A 19,740-nucleotide genomic window follows, 5' to 3' on the forward strand; every position below is an offset into this window, starting at 1 on the left:
ACCTGACTCTCAGGTACCCGCCGATTTGGGTTAGGAATAGTACTTAATTTACGGCTACCAGAGAACGGGAAGGCATTTCGTAGAGGCTGAAAGTCGACAGGCGAACATCTTTCACAATCTGGCCTTCGCTGTTTGAAATAACCACCGAGTAATTTCCGTCCTTGATTTCGGAAAAATTCAGCTTGCGGGCGTACTTCTGTTGTTTTCTCCCCAAAACATCCTCGAACAACACCGTTCCTTTCTGGTCAATCAGTTTCACAATAACCCGGTCTCCCAGCATTTTCTCTACCAGTACATTCATCGTCAGGGAATTATTGACCCGGTACATTCCTACCTGGAAAGGTAATTTCTTAGCAGAAGCTTCGGTTGTACCACCCGTTTCGGTTTGGTTGGTAGGTACTGTGCCGTTAGCTGATACCGCTCCGCACATCATTACGCCACATAAGGCGATCATCAGGGTTTTTGTTACTGTTTTCATGGCACTTGAAGGTTTTGGGATGGAATAGTTTTAATTTTTTTACATACCAAAGAAGCCTTCGGGTGCCCGCTTGTGACAAAAGTTAAGGCGAACGGCAAAAAAAAAGGATGAACGGATTTTGGCCTCCTGTCCATCCTTTTTTACCCCAATTTTACTATTGTGACCACTCGGTAGGGGTGCGGTCCCAGCGGTGGTTTTTCAGCTCGTTGGCCAGAGATTCCGACAGGCGCTTGCCATCGCTGGTGGCAATATTTGCTTCTACGTGGGGCAGCTTACGCATACCCGGAATCGTAGTATGAACATCCGGATTTTCCAGAATAAAACGCAGAGCCATTTCGGGCATGGTCATACCTTCGGGTATCAGCGGTTTCAGGGAGTTGGCGTGATCGACGCTGCTGTTAAGGTTTTCGGGTACGAAGTAGGTCGAACGCCAGTCGTTGGCCGGGAAGGTAGTTTCTTTGGTGAGCGTACCGGTAAGGGTACCTTCGTCGAAGGGTACCCGCGCAATAACCCCAATATCCATCTGGCGGCAGAGCGGGAAGAGGTTGTCGACTGGTGCCTGGTCAAAAATATTATAGATTACCTGTACCGCGTCAATCAGGCCGGTCCGGATGGTTTCGAGCGAATTGTCGGGCTCCCACCGGTTCACACTAATGCCCCAGCGCTGTACCTTGCCTTCCTGCGTCAGTTTTTGTACCATATCTTTCCACTCGTCACGCCCGGCCCAGTGGTCTTCCCACACGTGAAACTGCAGGAGGTCAATGGTGTCCGTACCCAGGTTTTTCAGGCTTATTTCCGTGTATTCGCGAATATAGTCCGCCGGGAATACGTCATCCAGTGTGAACTCAGACCGCGAAGGCCAGGTGCGGTTTTTTGGGGGGATCTTGGTGGCGGCGTACAGGCGCTTATCGGGGTAGCGACGGATCAGGTCGCCCAGTATCCGCTCCGAGAGTCCTTCGCCGTAGCCCCAGGCGGTATCAAAAAAGTTACAGCCCAGCTCCACGGCCCTGTTCAGGGAATCTTCTACTTCCTTGAGGTCCGAGCCGGTCCAGCCGGCCAGTCCCCACATACCGTAGCCTATTTCGCTGACCTGCCAGCCGCTACGTCCAAATCGACGGTATTCCATAGTTAGTACGTTTACTTAATAAAAGGTTAAAGCGTGCGAAATTGACTTTTTTTAGAATCAATATAAAACAACCGGGCTATAAAAGAGCGTTAGAAATTTAAAATTCATTCTTTAGAGCTGCTATCTATAAAGTAAATAAATTAGCGGGGAAAGTTGTTTTGATTAATCAGAATGTATACGAGAATGTTTGGGAGCAGGATGGAGAGAAGCAGGACAGACAGCGGGAAACGGGGGATGCGGGTAGTGGTATGGATGGTAAGTATACTGGCCTGGCAGGCTGCACCGGCCCAAAACCAGGTACCTCAGGAGCAAATACTGCAATTGAGCCAGCAGTTTCAGCAGGTATACGATGGCATAAGTCAGCAGATACTAACGCCCGATTCCGCAACCCGGGCGTTTCAGCAGGTTATGTTGGGTTTGCGGGCCGCGGTCAGCCGGGATTCGTGCCGGGTCGGCGAGGCAGATCGATTTGTGTATCCGCTCCGGGGGCAGCTGCAGCGGTATACGATTGGCTCCCGGGGCCGGGGGTACCGGGCCAACGGCTTTGACCTGTTCGATACCGAGGTTCGGGGTAGCCACCCGGCGCATGATTTGTTCATCAGGGATGGTGATCAGGATAATCTGGAAGACCGGCTGGGCGAACCCGTAGATGTACTGGCCTTTACCAGTGGTGTAGTACTGGCGGTAGAAACCGAATGGGGGCCCGCCAGCCAGATGCGGGGTGGTAACTATATCTGGATTTATGATCCCTGCCGGGAGGGGCTCTTTTACTACGCGCACAATAAATGTGTAACCGTAGCGCCCGGACAGTGGGTGAAGGCCGGAGAAAAAATAGCCGAAGTAGGACGCACGGGCTATAACGCCTTCAAGGAACGCTCTCCGACGCACCTGCACCTGATGTTTTTGCGCATTACCCCCGAAGGCTTACCCAAACCCGAGAATACCTATATCTGGCTGACCGGGGCTGAGGTAAAACAATGACAGAGTAAATAGCTCATCATGAAAAAATGGGTAGTACTGTGTTTTTTTCTGATTGGTCTTCCTTCTGCCTCCTTACTTGGGCAGGTGGATACAACTTCCCCTGCGCCCCTTGAAAAAGTAACTACCCTGAGCGCCTGGGGGCACTATGGTTCTATTTTCGCCCATTCCATAGAGGTACATAATACCGTGGGTGCCCATCCGGTGGGGGTGCATCTGGACTGGGGACAGCAGTGGTATGGCCCCGGTACCTGGATGCGCTACGGCTGCCTGCCGCGCACGGGCGTTACCCTGGCTTTTTACGATTATGACAATGCCGTTCTGGGCCGAAGCCTTACCGCTGCCTACTACCTGGAACCTACATTTCCTCTTTCATCCAAAGTACTACTGGGGGTGCGCGGAGCGGCGGGGCTTTCCCTGCTCTCCAACCCCTACCATCCCGAGCGCAATCCTACCAATATGTCGTATAGTGCCGTGCTCAGTGCTTATCTGTCTCTGGGAGTAAGTACCTATTTTCGAATTAATCAGCAGTGGGCGGTGGCACTAACGGGCGATTACCAGCACGTATCCAACGGGGGCTTCAGGCAGCCGAATAAAGGTATTAACTGGCCTACGGTTGGGCTGGGAGTAGACTACGCCATAAGACCTGTTTTGTTGAATCGGCCCACTCATTTAAAGAGGCAGCAGGAATGGCGGGGAAAGGCCTCCCTTAATGACTTGTATGTATTTGGAGGTATTCAAAATGTAGCAGCAGGTGAATCACAGCAATATCCCCTGATAGGCGGGGGCATTACCATCAGAAAGCAGATCGGAAGAACCAACACCATTACGGCGGGAGCAGAAGCCTACATGGACTACGCTCTCAAAGAAAAACTGGTGCGGGATACCCTGGCGCATCTGAGTCCTCTACGGGCAGGAGGGCTAGTGGGCCATGAGTTTCTGTTGGGAAAGGTAACATTCAGCCAGCAACTGGGAATATATCTATTCAGACAAGCGCCTTACTATCCATTGCTGTACCATCGCTGGGGATTGCTTTACCAGCTCAATCGTTCGTACTCGGCAGGTGTCAATCTGAAAGTACATGGCCATGTGGCTAACTTCTGGGACCTGCGGCTGGTAAGGCATTGGTGAAGCCAGTCTTTGTAGAAACCGGCTTCACCAACATTTTCCTTTTATACTACCTCTACTTTTACTTTCAGCAGGAACTCGTCCATTTCTATCTCAACCGCCTCGCCATTCAAGTCGGTCGTCAGGTCCAGACCGGTGGCCTGTACTTCCTGACATATATACGATTTGTTGGTCGAAATAGCGTCGGCCAGTAGGTCGTCGTTGTTCAGCAGCCTGATCTGTATTTTATCCGTTACTTCGAATCCTTTATCCTTACGCAGGTTCTGGATCCGGTTCACGAAGTCGCGGGCGATACCCTCGCGGCGTAGCTCGTCGGTGATGGTCACGTCCAGCGCTACGGTCAGGCCGCCTTCGCTGGCTACCAGCCAGCCGGGTACGTCTTCCGCGATGATCTCCACGTCCGAAAGTTGAATCGATACTATTTCTTCCCGTACGGAAAGATCCATAGTACCTTCTTTTTCAATCTGCTTGATGTCAGCTTCGGTCATGGCCTGGATTGCCGCCGCTACATCCTTCATCTTAGGTCCAAAGTGGGGTCCCAGTGCCTTGAAGTTAGGCTTGATCTTCTTTTTAAGTATACCGCTGTCATCGTCTATGAATTCAACGGCTTTTACATTTACTTCCGACAAAATGATAGGTACTACGGCTTCGATCTGGCGCCGTGTCTTTTCGTTCAGTACCGGTACCAACACCCTCGAAAGCGGCTGACGTACCTTAATGGGCCGGCCACCGGCGGCATTGTTGCCCTTGCGCAGCGAATGCACCAGCGAGCTGATTTCCTGCGCCAGCTGCATGGATTCTTCCAGATCCGGATCAACCAGGTTTTCCTGCACCTCAAACCAGCGGGTCAGGTGTACCGAAGTTTGGTCGTAGGCACCGGCATTGGCTCCACCTTCGCGGAGCGAATCGGTTAGGTTCTTGTACAGCCATTCCCCAAAGAACGGAGCAATGGGTGACATCAGCTGCGCTACCGTCACCAGACATTGCTGCAGGGTTTCGTAGGCGGCCCGTTTATCTTCTGATAGTTCTCCTTTCCAGAAACGGCGGCGATTCAGCCGGACGTACCAGTTAGAAAGCTGGTCGGTTACGAAATCCTGTACCAATCGGCCGGCTTTGGTCGGGTTATAATCGTCCAATTGGCCGGCTACTTCCCCGATCAGGGTATTCAACTTGGAAAGGATCCAGCGGTCCAGCTCCGGCAGCTTCTCGTGAGGTACCCGGTTGGCGGGGTCAAACTGGTAGCCATCCAGGTTGGCGTACAACGCAAAGAAGTTATAAGTATTAAATAGGGTACCAAAGAACTTACGCTGGGCTTCTACGACTCCGTCGAGGTTGAAGCGCAGGTTGTCCCAGGGCTCGGCGTTGGTGATCATGTACCAGCGCGTAGCGTCCGGACCGTACTTAGCCAGCGTCTCAAAGGGATCTACCGCATTACCAAGGCGCTTGGACATCTTATTGCCGTTTTTATCCAGTACCAGACCGGTAGACACAACGTTCTTAAACGCTACGGAGTCAAACAGCATACCCGCAATGGCGTGCAGCGTAAAAAACCAGCCGCGGGTCTGATCGACTCCTTCCGAGATAAAGTCGGCCGGGTAGCTCTCGTTGAATATATCCCCATTCTCAAAGGGGTAGTGCCACTGCGCGTAGGGCATGGCGCCCGAGTCAAACCACACGTCGATCAGGTCCGGCTCGCGGAACATGGGTTTGCCGGTGGAGGATACCAGTACGATGCGATCCACGTAGGGGCGGTGCAGGTCGAAAGAGGCCTCATCCCCCAACCCCTTCTCCCGCGGAGAAGGGGCTTCCTGGTTTTCCTGGGCGGAAATCATCTTGTCCTGTTGATAGAGTCGTTCCTTGATGGTTTCCTGAATCTGAGCTACTACCCGGTTCAGATGCTGTACTACATCTTCATTAGAAAAACGAAGTACCTGATACCCCAGCGCTTCCAAATATTCCGTTCGGGTCTGATCATATGTTTTATAATCAGGCAAATCATGAATCGCACCATCTACCTCCACCACAAGTCGGGCGGGAATGCACACAAAATCAGCAATGAACTCATCGATGGCGTGCTGTCGGCGGAACTTACTGCCCAGCTTGTTATTGCGAATTGTTTCCCACAGGACGGTTTCAGCTTCGGTCTGATTTTTACGGTTGGATCGGGCAAATTCTTTTAAAGAAGAGAACCATTTCTTCTTATCGGCCGTGAAAACATACTTCTCCACATTTCCAATACTCCCTTCTCCCCCGATGTTTCCGGCATTGCTCCCCTCTCCCCCGGAGAGGGGCTGGGGGTGAGGCTTTTTCTTAACCGGATTCGTTTCCATATAGCCGGCCGCAATGGATTTTTCAATCTCCTGCGAAAGCTCGTCCACTGACCCAATACATATCTCCTCTCCGTCCTCGCTGCGCCATATTGGCAGCGGCGTACCCCAGTAGCGGCTGCGGCTGAGGTTCCAGTCAACCAGGTTTTCGAGCCAGTTACCGAAGCGGCCGGTACCGGTACTTTCGGGTTTCCAGTTAATGGTCTTGTTCAACTCCACCAGCCGGTCTTTCATAGCCGTGGTACGGATAAACCAGCTGTCGAGCGGGTAGTACAGTACGGGCTTGTCGGTACGCCAGCAGTGCGGGTACGTATGCTCGTACTTCTCTACCTTAAAGGCTTTTCCTTCTTCTTTTAGTTTTATGGCAATCAGTACATCGGTAGCTTTAAACTCAGGATCGGCCTGCTCTTCGGCGGAGTAGTACTCCGGCTTGACAAAGCGGCCACCAAACTCACCAATTTCTTTGACGAATCGTCCGGTGCGGTCCACGATAGGTACCTCCTTGCCGGTTTCATCCTGCACCATGATGGCCGGTATACCGTTGGCCTGCGCCACCCGGAAGTCATCGGCCCCAAAAGTAGGGGAGGTATGTACCACCCCGGTACCGTCTTCGGTCGTTACGAAGTCACCCAGGATAACCCGGAAAGCGGGCCGGTCGGGCTGTACATAGGGCAGGAGTTGCTCGTATTCAACCCCTTCCAGATCTTTTCCTTTGAATTCTGGTAGTATCTTATAAGGTATTCTATTTTTTTTGAGTAGAACTTCTAATTCATTCTTGACACTTGAATTAGGTTTTTGAAGTTCTTGATTTATGATAGAATTCCCCTCTAAAAGCCAAAATTTTAAATAGTCATTTAGATGTTGAGTGACGCCTGACAGATAGTCACTAAACTCAGCTTCTGAGAAATATTTACTAATAAGATCTTTGGCTAAAATAACATTTATAGGCTTAAGTGTATAGGGATTGAAAGTCCTAACTAATGCATAGGTGATATTTTTACCAACAGTTAAAGCAGAATTGGCGGGCAAAGTCCAGGGTGTAGTTGTCCAAGCTAAGATATATATATCATTTTTATTTGGATTTAAAGAGTTAAAACCAAGATTGCTACCATAACCGAATAAAAACTCTGACTTATATGTTCGCTTCACCTCAAACATCGCTACGATGGTGGTATCCTTTACATCCTTATAGGTGCCGGGCATATTTAGTTCGTGCGACGAAAGGCCCGTTCCGGCGCCCGGAGAGTACGGCTGGATGGTGTAGCCCTTGTAAAGCAACCCCTTATCATACAGCTTCTTCAGTAGATTCCAGAGACTCTCGATGTACCTGTTTTCGTAGGTAACATACGGTTCGTCCAGGTCTACCCAGTAGCCCATTTTCTCGGTAAGGGAGTTCCATTGGTCCGTAAACTTCATGACCGTTTCACGGCAGCGGGCGTTATACTCTTCTACCGAAATCGTTTTTCCAATGTCTTCCTTGGTAATACCCAACTCTTTTTCTACCTGTAGCTCCACCGGCAAACCGTGGGTATCCCAGCCACCCTTGCGCTTTACCTGAAATCCCTTTAGGGTTTTGTACCGACAGAAAATATCCTTGATCGAGCGGGCCATCACGTGGTGAATACCCGGCGTACCGTTGGCGGACGGAGGTCCTTCGTAAAATGTAAAGGAAGGCGCCCCCTCCCGTACCTCCACGGAAGCCTCAAATATTTTATTCTCTTTCCAGAATTTCAGTACCTCATCGGCGACCTGCGCGTAGTTGAGGTTTTTATACTCTTTGTATTTCACGGTAGTAGTAGTAAACAGCTTACGATAGCAGCAAAAGTTACGGTTCACCTGCCTTACAAGCAGGTTGTTTTCCTATAACATAAGCAGGCTGAAATAAATTTTTAGACCGCAAATTTAGGGATTTTTTAAGGAATAGGAGCGCCGGCCCGCATGATTATGGGGCTGCTTAGTCAAGATGGACAGAAAAAGTCGTCGCTATTTTTTCTGGTACACCCGCACGTAATCCACCACATAGCGCGAAGGAAAATCGGTAGCCGAAGGATCGCCGCCGTTGGCACCCCCCACAGCCAGGTTCAGAATCAGGTAGTGCGGCTGCCGGAAAGGATTCTTCTTCTCGGCGTCCTGGTTGTAGGTTTCTTCCAGATCTACCTCGTTCAGCAGCTGGTCGTCGACATACAGCTTGATGCTTTTATCGTCCCAGTCCATCCGCCACACGTGGAATTTTTCCGACCAGTTTGGATCATTGAACTCAGAAATTGGCTTTTTTAGATCGTCCCATTTGGCCTTGTAGCGCTGGCCGGTACCCCAGGCGGCGTTGGCCAGCAGCATACCCCGGTAGTACTCCATAATATCAATCTCGCCGTTGTTGGGCCACTCGCCTTGTACTCCCAGTGTCCAGAAGGCCGGCCACAGGCCGGGGCGGGTATCAATTCGGCCTCGCATCTCGAAGCGACCGTACTGCCAGTCGTGCAGGCCACGGGTGACCAGGCTGGCCGATGTATAGTCGATCATTGAGCGTTTCTCTTTCCAGTTGTCACTGTGGGGTTGGTACTCCGGATTCGGTTTTTGCTCCCGTTTGCCCTCAATGATCAGCATGCCGTCGCGGCAGTAGGCGTTGTCGGGCTGGTACCATTGCAGCTCCTGATTCCGGACAAAGCCACGCTCAAACTTCCAGTTTTTAGGATCAGGACGACCATCTTTATTAAATTCATCGGACCACACCAGCGTCCACTGGGCGTGGGCAGAGAGTGAGACAAGCAACAGCAGGAACAGGTTGAGCGTATTTTTCTTCATGGGTATCTTGCTTATTTCTTCGTAGCGGGTACTAACACTAACGATTTAAACTCGGCGACTTGCTGTGACGCTAGGCGGGGAGCCATCAGGGATATCCGGCTTTTTCCCGCCGGCAAAGACAGAGGCCCTAGTCTGAGAAGTCCCCACTCTTTTTCATATACTTCCTTACGCATGACCCGGTCCGGACTAGGGATTATTGGTGGATCAATGGCTTGGGTGATTTTTTGCTGAATAACTTGCTCGCCAGTAAGTACCTGTACTATTGATCCGGTTTGCCCACCGGGAACTGTATAGCGCAGGTACACATCGTAGGTAATGGGAGCCCTGCTTTCCAACGTCCACCAGATGGTGTCAGCGGGGGAGGTCCAGTTGACGAGCCAGTCGTGGGCCCAGCCGTGCCCTTCCTTGTATTTCAAATTTCCTTTAAAATCAGCCTCGTGGGCCGCGAGCTCAACTTTTTTCTGCGCATAGCCGGCAGGTACCGGTCGGGCTGCCAGCCTAAGGGTTTGGGTTGCCGCTTCAAACCAACGCTGGTAGGCTTCTGATAGTTGGGTAGTCACGGCAGGGTTCCCGGCGGCTATATTGTTCTTTTGAGCCGGGTCGGCCATCATATCGTATAATTCCGGCGCTGTACTTTTCCAGACCCAGCGGTACTGGCTTGTGCGTACGGCGCCGGGTTGCGGGCGCAGTGCTTTATCCAAATGCGCCACGTGGGTGAACAGGGGGCGGTCAGGCAGGGGAGTTTCCTGAGTAGCCAGTACCTGTTTGGCCAGGCTTACGCCATCAAGGAGTAGTTTCTCAGTAGTTTGCAGCGAACACAATTCAACCAGCGTAGGCAGCAAATCGATATGCGCCGCCAGGGACCGGATGGTTTTTGGAACAATTTTTCCCGGCCACTTTACAAAGAAAGGTACCCGTACGCCACCTTCGTCCACGTGGCCTTTTATACCCTTCATGTCCCCATTATATCGGACGCCATTCGGACCATTGTCCGTCGCGAAAATAACAATCGTATTCTCTTCCAGCCCTTCCTGTTTCAGCTTATCCAACAGCCTGCGTACATTATCGTCCACGTTTTCAACCATGCCGTAGATAGAAGCCACTTCGTCATCCAGGCCCCGCTTTTTGTATTTATTAAAATACGCATCGGGTACCTGGTGCGGACTATGCGGTGCATTATAAGGCACGTAGCAGAAGAAGGGGCGGTCTTTATTTTTGTCAATAAATTGCAGGGCCGCGTCGGTCAGTACATCGGTAATGTACCCTTTGGTCCTGATCATCCTGCCATTATGTTCCAGCTCGGTATCAAAGTAGTTGGTCCAGTGGCCGGCGCAGAAGCCAAAGAAATCGTCAAACCCCTGGCCATTCGGATGGTTAGGATAATGCTCGCCGTTGTGCCACTTGCCGTAGCAGCCAGTGGTGTACCCATTCTCCTTGAAAAGTTCGGCCAGGGTAGTCTCTTCGGCATTCATCACTTCCAGCCCCCTTGATACGGATACAGTACCCGTGCGGAGGTGATAGCGGCCGGTCAGGAGGCTGGCCCGCGTGGGCGCGCAGAGCGGACTGACGTAAAACCGGTCAAACTGCGCACCCTGACGGGCCAGGTTGTCGAGGGTAGGGGTTTCGAGGTAAGGGTTTCCGTGCAGGCTCAGATCGCCCCAACCCTGGTCGTCGGTCAGAATAAAGAGTACATTGGGACGACGGGCCGCTTTCTGAACCTGGGATTGGTAGGTCCAGTTGAGGGACAGAAAGCCGCAAAATATAAGCAGCACCAGGGCAGTCCATTTCATTATGATAGCTAAATAGCCTTTTTTTGTACCAATTAAAAAATAAAGGAAGTAAAGCAGAGCCAGACTCTGATTAACCAAAGGGTGAAAGAGAACAATTCTAATAGCTGGCAACGAATAAGTACTTTAGCCAAACGAGCCGGACTGGATGATTTCCTGCTGGCGCTGATCGGAGTAGTGATCCTGGCGTACCTCTGGCCGTATCCGGGTACGGACGAAAGTCCGGTGCCGCTGGGTGAAATCGCTAACTACGGGGTATCCCTGATTTTTTTCTTCTACGGTCTTCGCCTCAGTCCGCAAAAGCTACGGGCGGGCCTCAGTAACTGGCGTCTTCATTTAGTAGTGCACCTGGCTACTTTTTTGCTTTTTCCCCTACTGGCGCTGGGGACACGGCCTTTTTTTGTGGGGGAAGAGTACCAGACACTCTGGCTGGCTATTTTCTTTCTGGCGGCCTTGCCTTCTACGGTGTCATCGTCCGTCGTGATGGTGTCCATGGCCGGGGGTAATATACCGGCGGCTATTTTCAATGCCAGTATTTCGAGTCTGCTGGGGGTATTTATTACGCCACTCTGGATGGGACTGGTGCTGGAGACCGGCTCGGGCGAATTTGATCTGACGGAAGTAGTGATCAAGCTGGTAATTCAGGTACTGCTGCCGGTGGTACTAGGAGTACTGCTGTATGGCCGCTGGGGCGCATTTGCCGAAAGGAATAAGGCAACTCTGCGGTACATTGACCAGTTCATCATTCTGCTCATTGTGTACACCTCCTTCTGCGAGTCATTCGAAAATCGCTTGTTCAGCCAGTATAGTGCCGGGGCTATGCTGTGGCTGGTAGTAGGGATGGTAGTGCTGTTCTTCCTGATCTATTACCTCCTGATGGTCCTAAGCCGGCTGATGGGCTTCAACCGCGAGGATCAGATTACGACGGTATTTTGTGGTTCGAAAAAGTCACTTGTACAGGGGGCGGTTATGTCCAAGGTCCTGTTTGCGGGGGCGGCCAGTGCGGGGGTTATCCTGCTACCTATTATGATCTACCACGCGTTTCAGTTGCTGGCGGTGAGCGTGATTGCCCAGCGACTGGCCCGCACTACCTGAATACAGACAGGAGTATTAATTAGCTTACCTCCCAATTAACCAACCTGCTGACTTTCAATAAACTCGGATGGTGACTACCCCGTGTACTTTCAAAAAACCAGGCGAAGTAGTTGAGGTACCCGAAGTGGGGCAGGTAGGCGATCTTTGAAACGAAGTACCTGGTATAAATATAGGTAGTCGAAGGCATCACCCTTATAACCAGGGTACCCGGTAGAGCACCCCGCGGGTGAATTAACCGTCCGGCGCAGTTGCGGGGTGGAGCCGAAATACTGCTACCTGATTAGGTAGAGGCCGGCACCCAAGGACTCGAGCTGCGGCCCCCATTTGTCGAATAGTATTCCGGATTGGTCGATTTTTCGGGTCAAACGGCTGAGTGGTAAGAGTAAGTTAGCAGGTGTTTCAGATTTTGTATAGTAGTACGTATCCGGAGGCGAAGCGGTTGGCCTTTACCAGGCTATGCCACCGCCCTCCTTTGCGAAGGGGCCTTCCTTGTACACTATTTAAACCTACAAACCGATCAACATGAGCCAAATCAAAAAAGAAGACATCAAACAGGAAGTCTATGACCTCTATGATGACTATGCCCATAACCGCATCGACCGCCGGGATTTTACCCAAAAGTTATCTGCCTACGCCGTGGGAGGCATTACGGTAGCGTCCCTGATGAGTTTTCTGATGCCCGATTACAAAGGCGCTGTTCAGATCAAAGCCGATGACCCCCGCTTACAGTCCGACTACGTTACCTATCAGTCTCCCAAAGGAGGAGGAGCCATTAAGGCCTTACTTTCGAAGCCCGCCGGAGCCACCAAGCCACTCGGCGCCGTCGTAGTAGTACACGAAAACCGGGGGCTGAATCCGCACATCGAGGACGTAGCCCGAAGAGCCGCCCTGGCCGGATTCGTTTCGATTGCTCCGGATGCGCTAACGCCCCTGGGGGGGTATCCGGGTACCGACGACGAAGGCCGTACCATGCAGAGCAAACGCAACCGGGACGAAATGCTGGAAGATTTTATCGCGGCACATGACTTTATAAAAAGCCACAAAGATGCCAACGGTAAAGTAGGCGTAGTAGGCTTTTGCTTTGGTGGATGGATTGCCAACATGATGGCCGTTCGCATTCCTACGCTTTCGGCCTCCGTTCCTTTTTATGGCGGTCAGCCCGCCCGGGAGGATGTTTCCAGGATCAAGGCCCCTTTACTGCTGCACTACGCCGAACTAGATACTCGGGTCAATGAAGGCTGGCCGGCCTACGAAGCAGCGCTCAAAGAGCACAACAAGGAATATAAGGCCTATATGTATCCGAATGTCAACCATGGTTTCCATAATGACACGACGCCCCGCTACGACAAAGCCGCGGCCGAGCTTGCCTGGAAACGTACGGTTGACTTCTTCAACGCGAAGCTTTCGTAAAGAACGCGCGGGTGTACAGGTACCCTGGGCCTTTAGGCTAATAGGTTCGGAGCAGGTACGTAGCCCACACTGGTTTTATTTTTCCCGTATCCCTTATCCAAACAACCTATGAAACCATCAAGACGTAATTTTTTACAATCGCTGGGCGTAGGCGTGGCCGGTTTGAGCGTAGCCCAACCGTCTGCCGCGGCCAGTTTCCAACCGTCACCCTCTGCCCGACCAGCCGCCGCTGACGACCAGATCCTGTTTGTGGGCGACAACATTGCCATCGCTACTACCGAATACGGAAAAGTCCGGGGTTTTATCCTGCGGGGCATTCACCAGTTTCTGGGTATCCCTTACGGAGCCGATACCTCCGGTAAGAACCGGTTCATGCCTCCCCAGAAGCCTACGCCCTGGACTGACGTACGCCCGGTACTGTGGTGGGGTAACTCAGCACCGCAAATTATGGAAAAACGGTACGCTAATCCCTACGCCTCCTTCGTGGACCACTGGAACTACGACGATGTATCGGAAGACTGCCTGAAAATAAACGTGTGGACGCCCGCTCCGGATACTCAGAAAAGGCCGGTAGTGGTCTGGCTGCACGGCGGAGGATTTACCAACGGCAACGGTATTGAGCAGGACGGGTACCACGGCGAAAACCTGTCCCGGCTGGGCAATGTTGTTTTCTGTTCGCTCAACCACCGGCTCGGTTCCCTGGGATATACGCATCTCAAAGCCGCCGGTGGTCACGCGGCCTCGGGTAACGTAGGAAACCTGGATATGGTGGCGGCGCTGGAATGGGTAAAAAACAACATAGCCAACTTTGGCGGCGACCCCGGCAACGTGACCATCATTGGTCAGTCGGGAGGAGGAGCCAAAGTAACAACCCTGATGAACATGCCATCCGCAAAAGGTTTGTTCCATAAGGCCGTAGCGCTGAGTGGTAGCTCGCTGGCCGGTACCAACAAGGAGTACGCCGAAAAGCTGGGGCTAAAAGTCATGGAAGAAGCAGGCCTGAGGCCCGGAGAAGTAGACAAGCTCCAGCAGATACCCTGGCGCGAGTACCTTGACATCGCCAACCGGGCCGTGGAAAAAATGGCCGGCGAAGCCAAACGCCTCAACATCCAGCGGGGTGGGTTCTCTCCCGTAGCCGACGGAGCCTCTCTCAATGAAGGTACCTTTTTCAGTAACTCCAACCATTTCTCCGCCGATATTCCCCTGCTTATCTGCTCGACGTTCCATGAGCAGAGCCCCAGCCGCACCGACGCTGCCCTGGAAAACGTTACGCTGGCGGAAGTAAAGGAAAAAATTAAACCCCGCTTTGGTGATAAATCAGGAGAAATTGTGGATGCTTACGCAAAAAACTTCCCGAAGGCGCGTCCCATTGAACTCTGGGCGTTGATTGTATCTAACCGGAAGAATGCCGTAGCCGCAGCCGACGCGAAGGCCTCGCAGCAAAAAGCACCGGTGTACCTGGCCTGGTTTGGCTGGCAGCCGCCCCTGTTCGATGGCCGGATGCGCGCCTTCCACTGCGATGATATCTGTTTCTGGTTCTACAATACGGACTTGATGCTCACGCATACGGGAGGTGGCAAACGCCCGCGAGCGCTTTCGGAGAAAATGGCAAAGTCCTTTATCAATTTTGCAAAAACCGGCAACCCGAACGGCGGAGGCTTACCGGCCTGGAAACCGTATACGACCCCAAATGGAGAAACCATGGTACTGGATGACGCCCCCCTGTTGGTGAATGATCCGGACCGTGAGGCACGCAAATCATTGGCCTGATCGTTAAAACCTGGCAGGGGTCGGCTAGTATAATGAGCAACTATATAAGAGGTTCTATTTTTCAGACCAATTATATAGTTGCTTTACGTTTTATCGGCAGGTACTTGTATCAATATTTGCAAAAACCTTACCTTTCAGGAGCAATTGTGACCCATAGGTACCTTTTTCAGCCCAGTTTATGCGATTCGTCCGGAGCCTCATTCGTTTAGCCGTATTTGTCCTCATTCTAATAGGCTCCATAGCCCTGTGGAGTAAATTTGAGAACACAGATCTGTGGCCTAACTGGCTGGGTGGGGAGGACCGCACCGAAACCATGCATACAGTGGTACTGCAGGAGATGACGTCGATGGGAAAGCTGGAGCTGGTGAAATATAATTTCAAGGACATTGTAGAGCAGGAAAAGGTGAATACATTCCTGCCCAATGCCAAGGCGGTACTGATCGTACAGGGCGAGGCTATCGGTTGTGTAGACCTGACCAAACTGAGGCTGGCCGATATGACCAACGAGCAAGACACGTTAGTGGTGACACTACCCGATCCGGAGCTGTGTGTGTTTAAAATTGACCATGAACGCTCAAAGGTTTATAATACCGAATTTGCGTTTATGGAAGAAGCCCAGCTGGTGCAGGAAGGCTACAAACAGGCCGAACAGCAAATCAGACGGTCGGCGCTGGAAATGGGCATCCTGGAGCAAACGGAGGAGAACGCCCGTAAAATGCTGACCCCTATTCTCGAGAAGATATCCGGACGGAAGGTACTGGTAAAATTTCCGATGAGAGCCCGGCTGGAGCGCCTGCGGTAAGGGCTATTCAGGCAGCAAATCCCCATTTATCATTCGGCCGCTAGTACGTCGCCCGGGCGCTGGCCTTAGACTTTACCTTGCCCAAAGTGGGGCCTCTTTGCTAAATTAGATAATGATTCGCTACAAAAGCTATAAATTTGTCTAAAAGTCGCCGTAGTTTACTCTGAACGTTTTATCCTATGCCTATTTCTACTTCCTCCTCCCGTCAGCAGATCCTTACTTCGCACCAGACCCGGCAAAAAATCCGGCGCATTGCCTACGAAGTTTACGAGCAGAATTTTGAAGAAAAAGAGATTATTGTAGCCGGGATTACGGGAGAAGGTTTTGAGTTTGGCCGTCGTTTGGCGGAAGAACTGCGGGCTATTTCTCCACTGATTGTCAAACTGGTCGAGCTGCGGTTTGATAAGGAAGTGCCGCACCAGAGTTCGGTGGAGTTTTTGGGTGAAATCGGGAGTCTGAACGAACAGGTAATCATCGTTGCCGACGATGTTTTGAATACCGGCCGAACGCTGGCCTATGCGCTTCAGCCCTTCCTGAAAGTTCGTATCAAAAAGCTACAGGTTGCCGTAGTGGTAGACCGCAGCCACCACCGATTCCCGGTGTCGGCCGACTACGTAGGGTATTCGCTCAGTACCACTATGAACGAGCACGTGGAGGTACTGCTAAGCGATCCGGAAAACGAAGGGGTGTATCTTAAATAATTGTAAGTACTTCGGGTTTAATCCAGCAGCGCCAGGACATCTTCCCGGGTCAGGGACTTTATAAAGCCGTCCTCGTTGGAAATAAGGTCGTCGGCGAGTTGCCGTTTGCTTCGCTGGAGGGCCAGTATCTTTTCTTCCACCGAATTCTTCGTAATGAATTTATAGGTAAATACCGTCCGGTCCTGACCAATGCGGTGGGCGCGGTCAACGGCCTGCGCTTCAATCGCCGGATTCCACCACGGGTCCAGAATAAATACGTAGTCGGCGGCGGTAAGGTTTAGTCCCAGCCCACCGGCTTTGAGAGAAATCAGAAATACCTTGATAGACTTATCGTTCTGGAATTCTTCCACCTGCGTTTGCCGGAATTTGGTAGAACCATCCAGGTAGGCGTAGGGTATGTGCTTCTGGTCGAGGTACTTTCTAAACAGGTCGAGGTGTTTTACAAACTGGCTGAATACCAATATCTTATGATTTTCGCTGATGGCCGTTTCCAGTTTATGAAGTACATCTTCAAATTTGCCCGAATTACTCTCGTAGGTTTCATCCACCATTTGGGGGTGGTTGGCCAGCTGGCGTAGTTTGGTCAGGCCCTGAAGTACCATCATCTGGGAGCGGGCCATGCCGTCTTTATCAATACTCTGCAGGATCAGGTTCCGATAGTACGACTTGGCTTCTTCGTACTTTTTCTCCTGATCGCCGCTCATTTCGCAGTACTGAATACTTTCCACCTTTTCGGGCAGGTCGGTGGCTACCTGCGACTTATGCCGGCGCAGTATGAACGGTTTAATGAGATTGTAGAGCCGCTGGGTTTTTTCTTCGTCGTTGCGTTTTTCTATGGGTACCTGGTACTCGTTGCGGAAGAACGTCTGACTACCCAGCAGGCCGGGATTAACAAAAGTCATTTGGGTCCAGAGATCCATTGTGCTGTTTTCCAGCGGAGTGCCGGTCAGGATCAGACGGTGGGCCGAATTGAGCTGCATAACGGCCTTGGTAATATGGGACGAAGGATTCTTGATGGCCTGCGATTCGTCCAGGATCACGTAGTGGAACCGGAAGGCTTTCAGCAGGTCCACATCCAGCCGCACAATACCGTAGGAGGTTAGTATTAAGTCGTACTCCTTAAACTGCTCCGTATTTTTGTCGCGGTAAGTACCTGTGTACATAAAAGTTCTTAACGCGGGCGTGAAGCGCTGGGCTTCCAGCGCCCAGTTATAAAGCAGCGAGGTAGGCATAACCAGCAGGGTAGGTTCCTGTACACCGGCTTCCTTTTGTGACTGCAGCATCGCCAGGGTCTGGATGGTTTTTCCCAGGCCCATATCGTCGGCGAGGCAGCCCCCAAAGCGGTACTGGTTCAGAAAACGCAGCCAGTCATAGCCCGCTTTCTGGTAGGGGCGCAGGAGCCCTTTGAAACCAATGGGGGCTCTATATTCTTCTATTTCTTCAAAATTGCGCAGACTTTCGAGGCGCCGACTGATAATGGCTTCCGCCAGGCTTTCTTTCTGTAGTTCCTGCACCAGTACCAGGTGATGCTTCCGCAAAAGCAGGCCATCCGATTCGGTATTATGCTCTACGTACGAAAACAACTCGGAGTACCTGGTAAACCACCACTCAGGAATTACGGCTATTTCACCGTTGGGCAGGGCAAACTCCCGCTTGCGGTGGAGGATATACTGGCGCAGCTTGATAAACGGAATTTCAAATTCACCGAAACAGACCCGGGCGTAGATATCAAACCAGTCGCGGCCCTCGGTAATGGAAACATCCAGCGAAGAGTACCCCAGGAAGTACCGCTTGGTATCGGTAGTACTTTGCCGGATGGTAATTCCCTGTTCGGCCAGCTCAAGCGCCCGGCTCTGCAACCAGCCAAATGCTTTTGATTTGGGCATGACGTACCGGCCATTCCGCAGGTCCAGTCCCCAATCTTTCAGCTGGTTAATTCGCTGCCTTTCGGTAGTCAGGTCACGACGAACTTTATGAAAAATATACTCTTCGCCTTTCTTTTCCAGTTCCACGTTGGAGTTGTTGGCAAAGCTGTCGAACCGGAACGAAAACTGGCCGTATTGAAATGAAAGATCAAAAACTACGTCACCTTCTTCGTCGCTATCTTCGTCGGGGCCCAGGTCATCGTCGCCAAAAAGTACCGGAACGGGAGCACTGGGTTTGTTTGAATAGGTTTCGGAGAGCGTCAGCAGCGGCAGGGGCGACAGGGCCTCATTCCTGATTTCAAATTTCTGCTCGCCCTCGGCCACTACATCATACGAAGCGATCAGCGCCGTCACAAACCGCCGGAAGTACTGGTCTTCGACTTTGCGCGGAATAAAAATGGATTTCTTGGTAAGAAACGGCCTGAGCTTTTTGCCGTCCACGTTTCCGGCAAAGTGGTACAGTCCGTCGTCCACCACCAGCCAGGCGGGCTCGTCGCAAATAATCATAGCCCCCTTATTCTGAAAATCAACCCGTTGTCCCCCGTATTTGATGGTAGGGTAGTAGAGTGTATTGAAATCAGTGCGTTCAAAATGAAAACGGACCGTCGCTTTTTCCGGCCTCCACGCTATGTGTTTCCAGGCCGGGTTTCCGTCGCTGCCCATGATATAAATTTCCTTCCCGGCCAGTTTGGCCAGAATCCGGGCTTTCATGTTTTCCAGGTACCCGGCTATAGCCTCCTGAATAAGTTTATCGCCTTTTTGGGAATCGTATACTTTCAGAAAAAAATCGACGGGAGACAGCTTGCGGCTGTTGAATTTCTTAAGAATGACATCCTGCTGAATATCATCAATCAGCCGGACCAGCTCCACATCAATGGCGTCGAGGCTATCGGCAAACTCATTGACGTTTTTGGAAGATATATTCTGAATGAGTAGGGTTAGGTTGCCCCGCCCGTCAAGCTGAACCACAAAGGACTCGAAGATATAACCCAGAAACTCGTGTTCCAGGAGTGAATATATAATCTGAAAGGGTTCTGCGGTAGATACCTTCATAGGGCAATATATAGTAGAATCAGATACGGGCATTCGGAAAAACGCCGTATACGCAAAAACAACTAGGAGTAATAGAGGGTCAAAAGAGTACGAAAAGGAGTTTTACTTGTCTTTACAAAGTAAACCGATACCAAATATACGAGGATGAAGAGCATAAACAAATAAAAAAGACCTCGCCAGCGAGGTCTTTTTAGTATGCGGTCGTAGTTGTTTTCTCCTAAGGTAGGTCTGGTCTTATAGTTGCGGTGGAAACTGCTTTACCGGCGGCTCCCGCAGTACCAGCGGAATTTCAGCTTTGGCCTCGTCGGTAGCTTCCAGATGAAACTTCTTTTTCGGGCCCAATAACCCCTAGGCCAGG

13 protein-coding genes are annotated in these 19,740 nt (G+C 51.4%); 7 read left to right on the forward strand and 6 right to left on the reverse strand.

Annotated features, from left to right (window positions below):
* Positions 1 to 43: 43 nt before the first annotated feature.
* Complete coding sequence (locus tag VGN67_RS11780) at positions 44 to 478, reverse strand: hypothetical protein (protein WP_327487026.1); 435 nt, start codon at positions 476 to 478, stop codon at positions 44 to 46.
* A 154-nt stretch (positions 479 to 632) separates the two neighbouring features.
* On the reverse strand, positions 633 to 1,604 hold the full coding sequence (locus tag VGN67_RS11785) for an aldo/keto reductase (protein ID WP_327487027.1): 972 nt from the start codon (positions 1,602 to 1,604) through the stop codon (positions 633 to 635).
* 198 nt (positions 1,605 to 1,802) lie between these two features.
* Between VGN67_RS11785 and VGN67_RS11790 the strand changes: the two genes are divergently transcribed.
* Together VGN67_RS11790 and VGN67_RS11795 are read left to right on the forward strand one after the other, a co-directional pair.
* Positions 1,803 to 2,585: a M23 family metallopeptidase gene (locus tag VGN67_RS11790; RefSeq protein ID WP_327487028.1), complete on the forward strand. Its 783-nt coding sequence runs from the start codon at positions 1,803 to 1,805 to the stop codon at positions 2,583 to 2,585.
* An 18-nt stretch (positions 2,586 to 2,603) separates the two neighbouring features.
* Positions 2,604 to 3,713 (forward strand): acyloxyacyl hydrolase, encoded by a 1,110-nt coding sequence (locus VGN67_RS11795; RefSeq protein WP_327487029.1) that lies wholly within the window; start codon positions 2,604 to 2,606, stop codon positions 3,711 to 3,713.
* Between the two features lie 41 nt (positions 3,714 to 3,754).
* Here VGN67_RS11795 and VGN67_RS11800 read toward each other — a convergent pair whose 3' ends face one another.
* From VGN67_RS11800 to VGN67_RS11810, 3 genes are all read right to left on the reverse strand, one after another.
* A complete protein-coding gene (locus VGN67_RS11800) occupies positions 3,755 to 7,825 on the reverse strand; it encodes a class I tRNA ligase family protein (protein WP_327487030.1) in 4,071 nt (1,356 codons plus the stop codon).
* A 195-nt stretch (positions 7,826 to 8,020) separates the two neighbouring features.
* A complete protein-coding gene (locus VGN67_RS11805) occupies positions 8,021 to 8,839 on the reverse strand; it encodes a glycoside hydrolase family 16 protein (RefSeq protein WP_327487031.1) in 819 nt (272 codons plus the stop codon).
* 11 nt (positions 8,840 to 8,850) lie between these two features.
* On the reverse strand, positions 8,851 to 10,629 hold the full coding sequence (locus tag VGN67_RS11810) for an arylsulfatase (RefSeq protein WP_327487032.1): 1,779 nt from the start codon (positions 10,627 to 10,629) through the stop codon (positions 8,851 to 8,853).
* Positions 10,630 to 10,710: 81 nt separating this feature from the next.
* On the opposite strand from VGN67_RS11810, the gene VGN67_RS11815 reads away from it, so the two are divergent.
* The 5 genes from VGN67_RS11815 (at position 10,711) to VGN67_RS11835 (ending at position 16,404) form a co-directional block, all read left to right on the forward strand.
* Positions 10,711 to 11,721, forward strand: coding sequence for a bile acid:sodium symporter family protein (locus VGN67_RS11815; RefSeq protein WP_327487033.1), 1,011 nt, complete (start codon positions 10,711 to 10,713; stop codon positions 11,719 to 11,721).
* A gap of 522 nt (positions 11,722 to 12,243) precedes the next feature.
* Entirely contained in the window at positions 12,244 to 13,131 is an 888-nt protein-coding gene (locus VGN67_RS11820) for a dienelactone hydrolase family protein (protein WP_327487034.1), read from the forward strand.
* A gap of 108 nt (positions 13,132 to 13,239) precedes the next feature.
* Positions 13,240 to 14,901: a carboxylesterase/lipase family protein gene (locus VGN67_RS11825; RefSeq protein WP_327487035.1), complete on the forward strand. Its 1,662-nt coding sequence runs from the start codon at positions 13,240 to 13,242 to the stop codon at positions 14,899 to 14,901.
* A gap of 178 nt (positions 14,902 to 15,079) precedes the next feature.
* A complete protein-coding gene (locus VGN67_RS11830; RefSeq protein WP_327487036.1) occupies positions 15,080 to 15,703 on the forward strand; it encodes a DUF4230 domain-containing protein in 624 nt (207 codons plus the stop codon).
* 179 nt (positions 15,704 to 15,882) lie between these two features.
* Positions 15,883 to 16,404, forward strand: a complete 522-nt coding sequence (locus tag VGN67_RS11835; protein WP_327487037.1) for a phosphoribosyltransferase family protein — start codon at positions 15,883 to 15,885, stop codon at positions 16,402 to 16,404.
* Between the two features lie 17 nt (positions 16,405 to 16,421).
* Here the strand turns inward: VGN67_RS11835 and VGN67_RS11840 are convergent, their stop codons facing one another.
* Positions 16,422 to 19,382: a DEAD/DEAH box helicase gene (locus VGN67_RS11840; RefSeq protein ID WP_327487038.1), complete on the reverse strand. Its 2,961-nt coding sequence runs from the start codon at positions 19,380 to 19,382 to the stop codon at positions 16,422 to 16,424.
* Positions 19,383 to 19,740 lie beyond the last annotated feature (358 nt).

Origin of the sequence: Telluribacter sp., assembly GCF_035998675.1 — a bacterium.
In the GTDB taxonomy this organism is placed as follows: domain Bacteria; phylum Bacteroidota; class Bacteroidia; order Cytophagales; family Spirosomataceae; genus Telluribacter.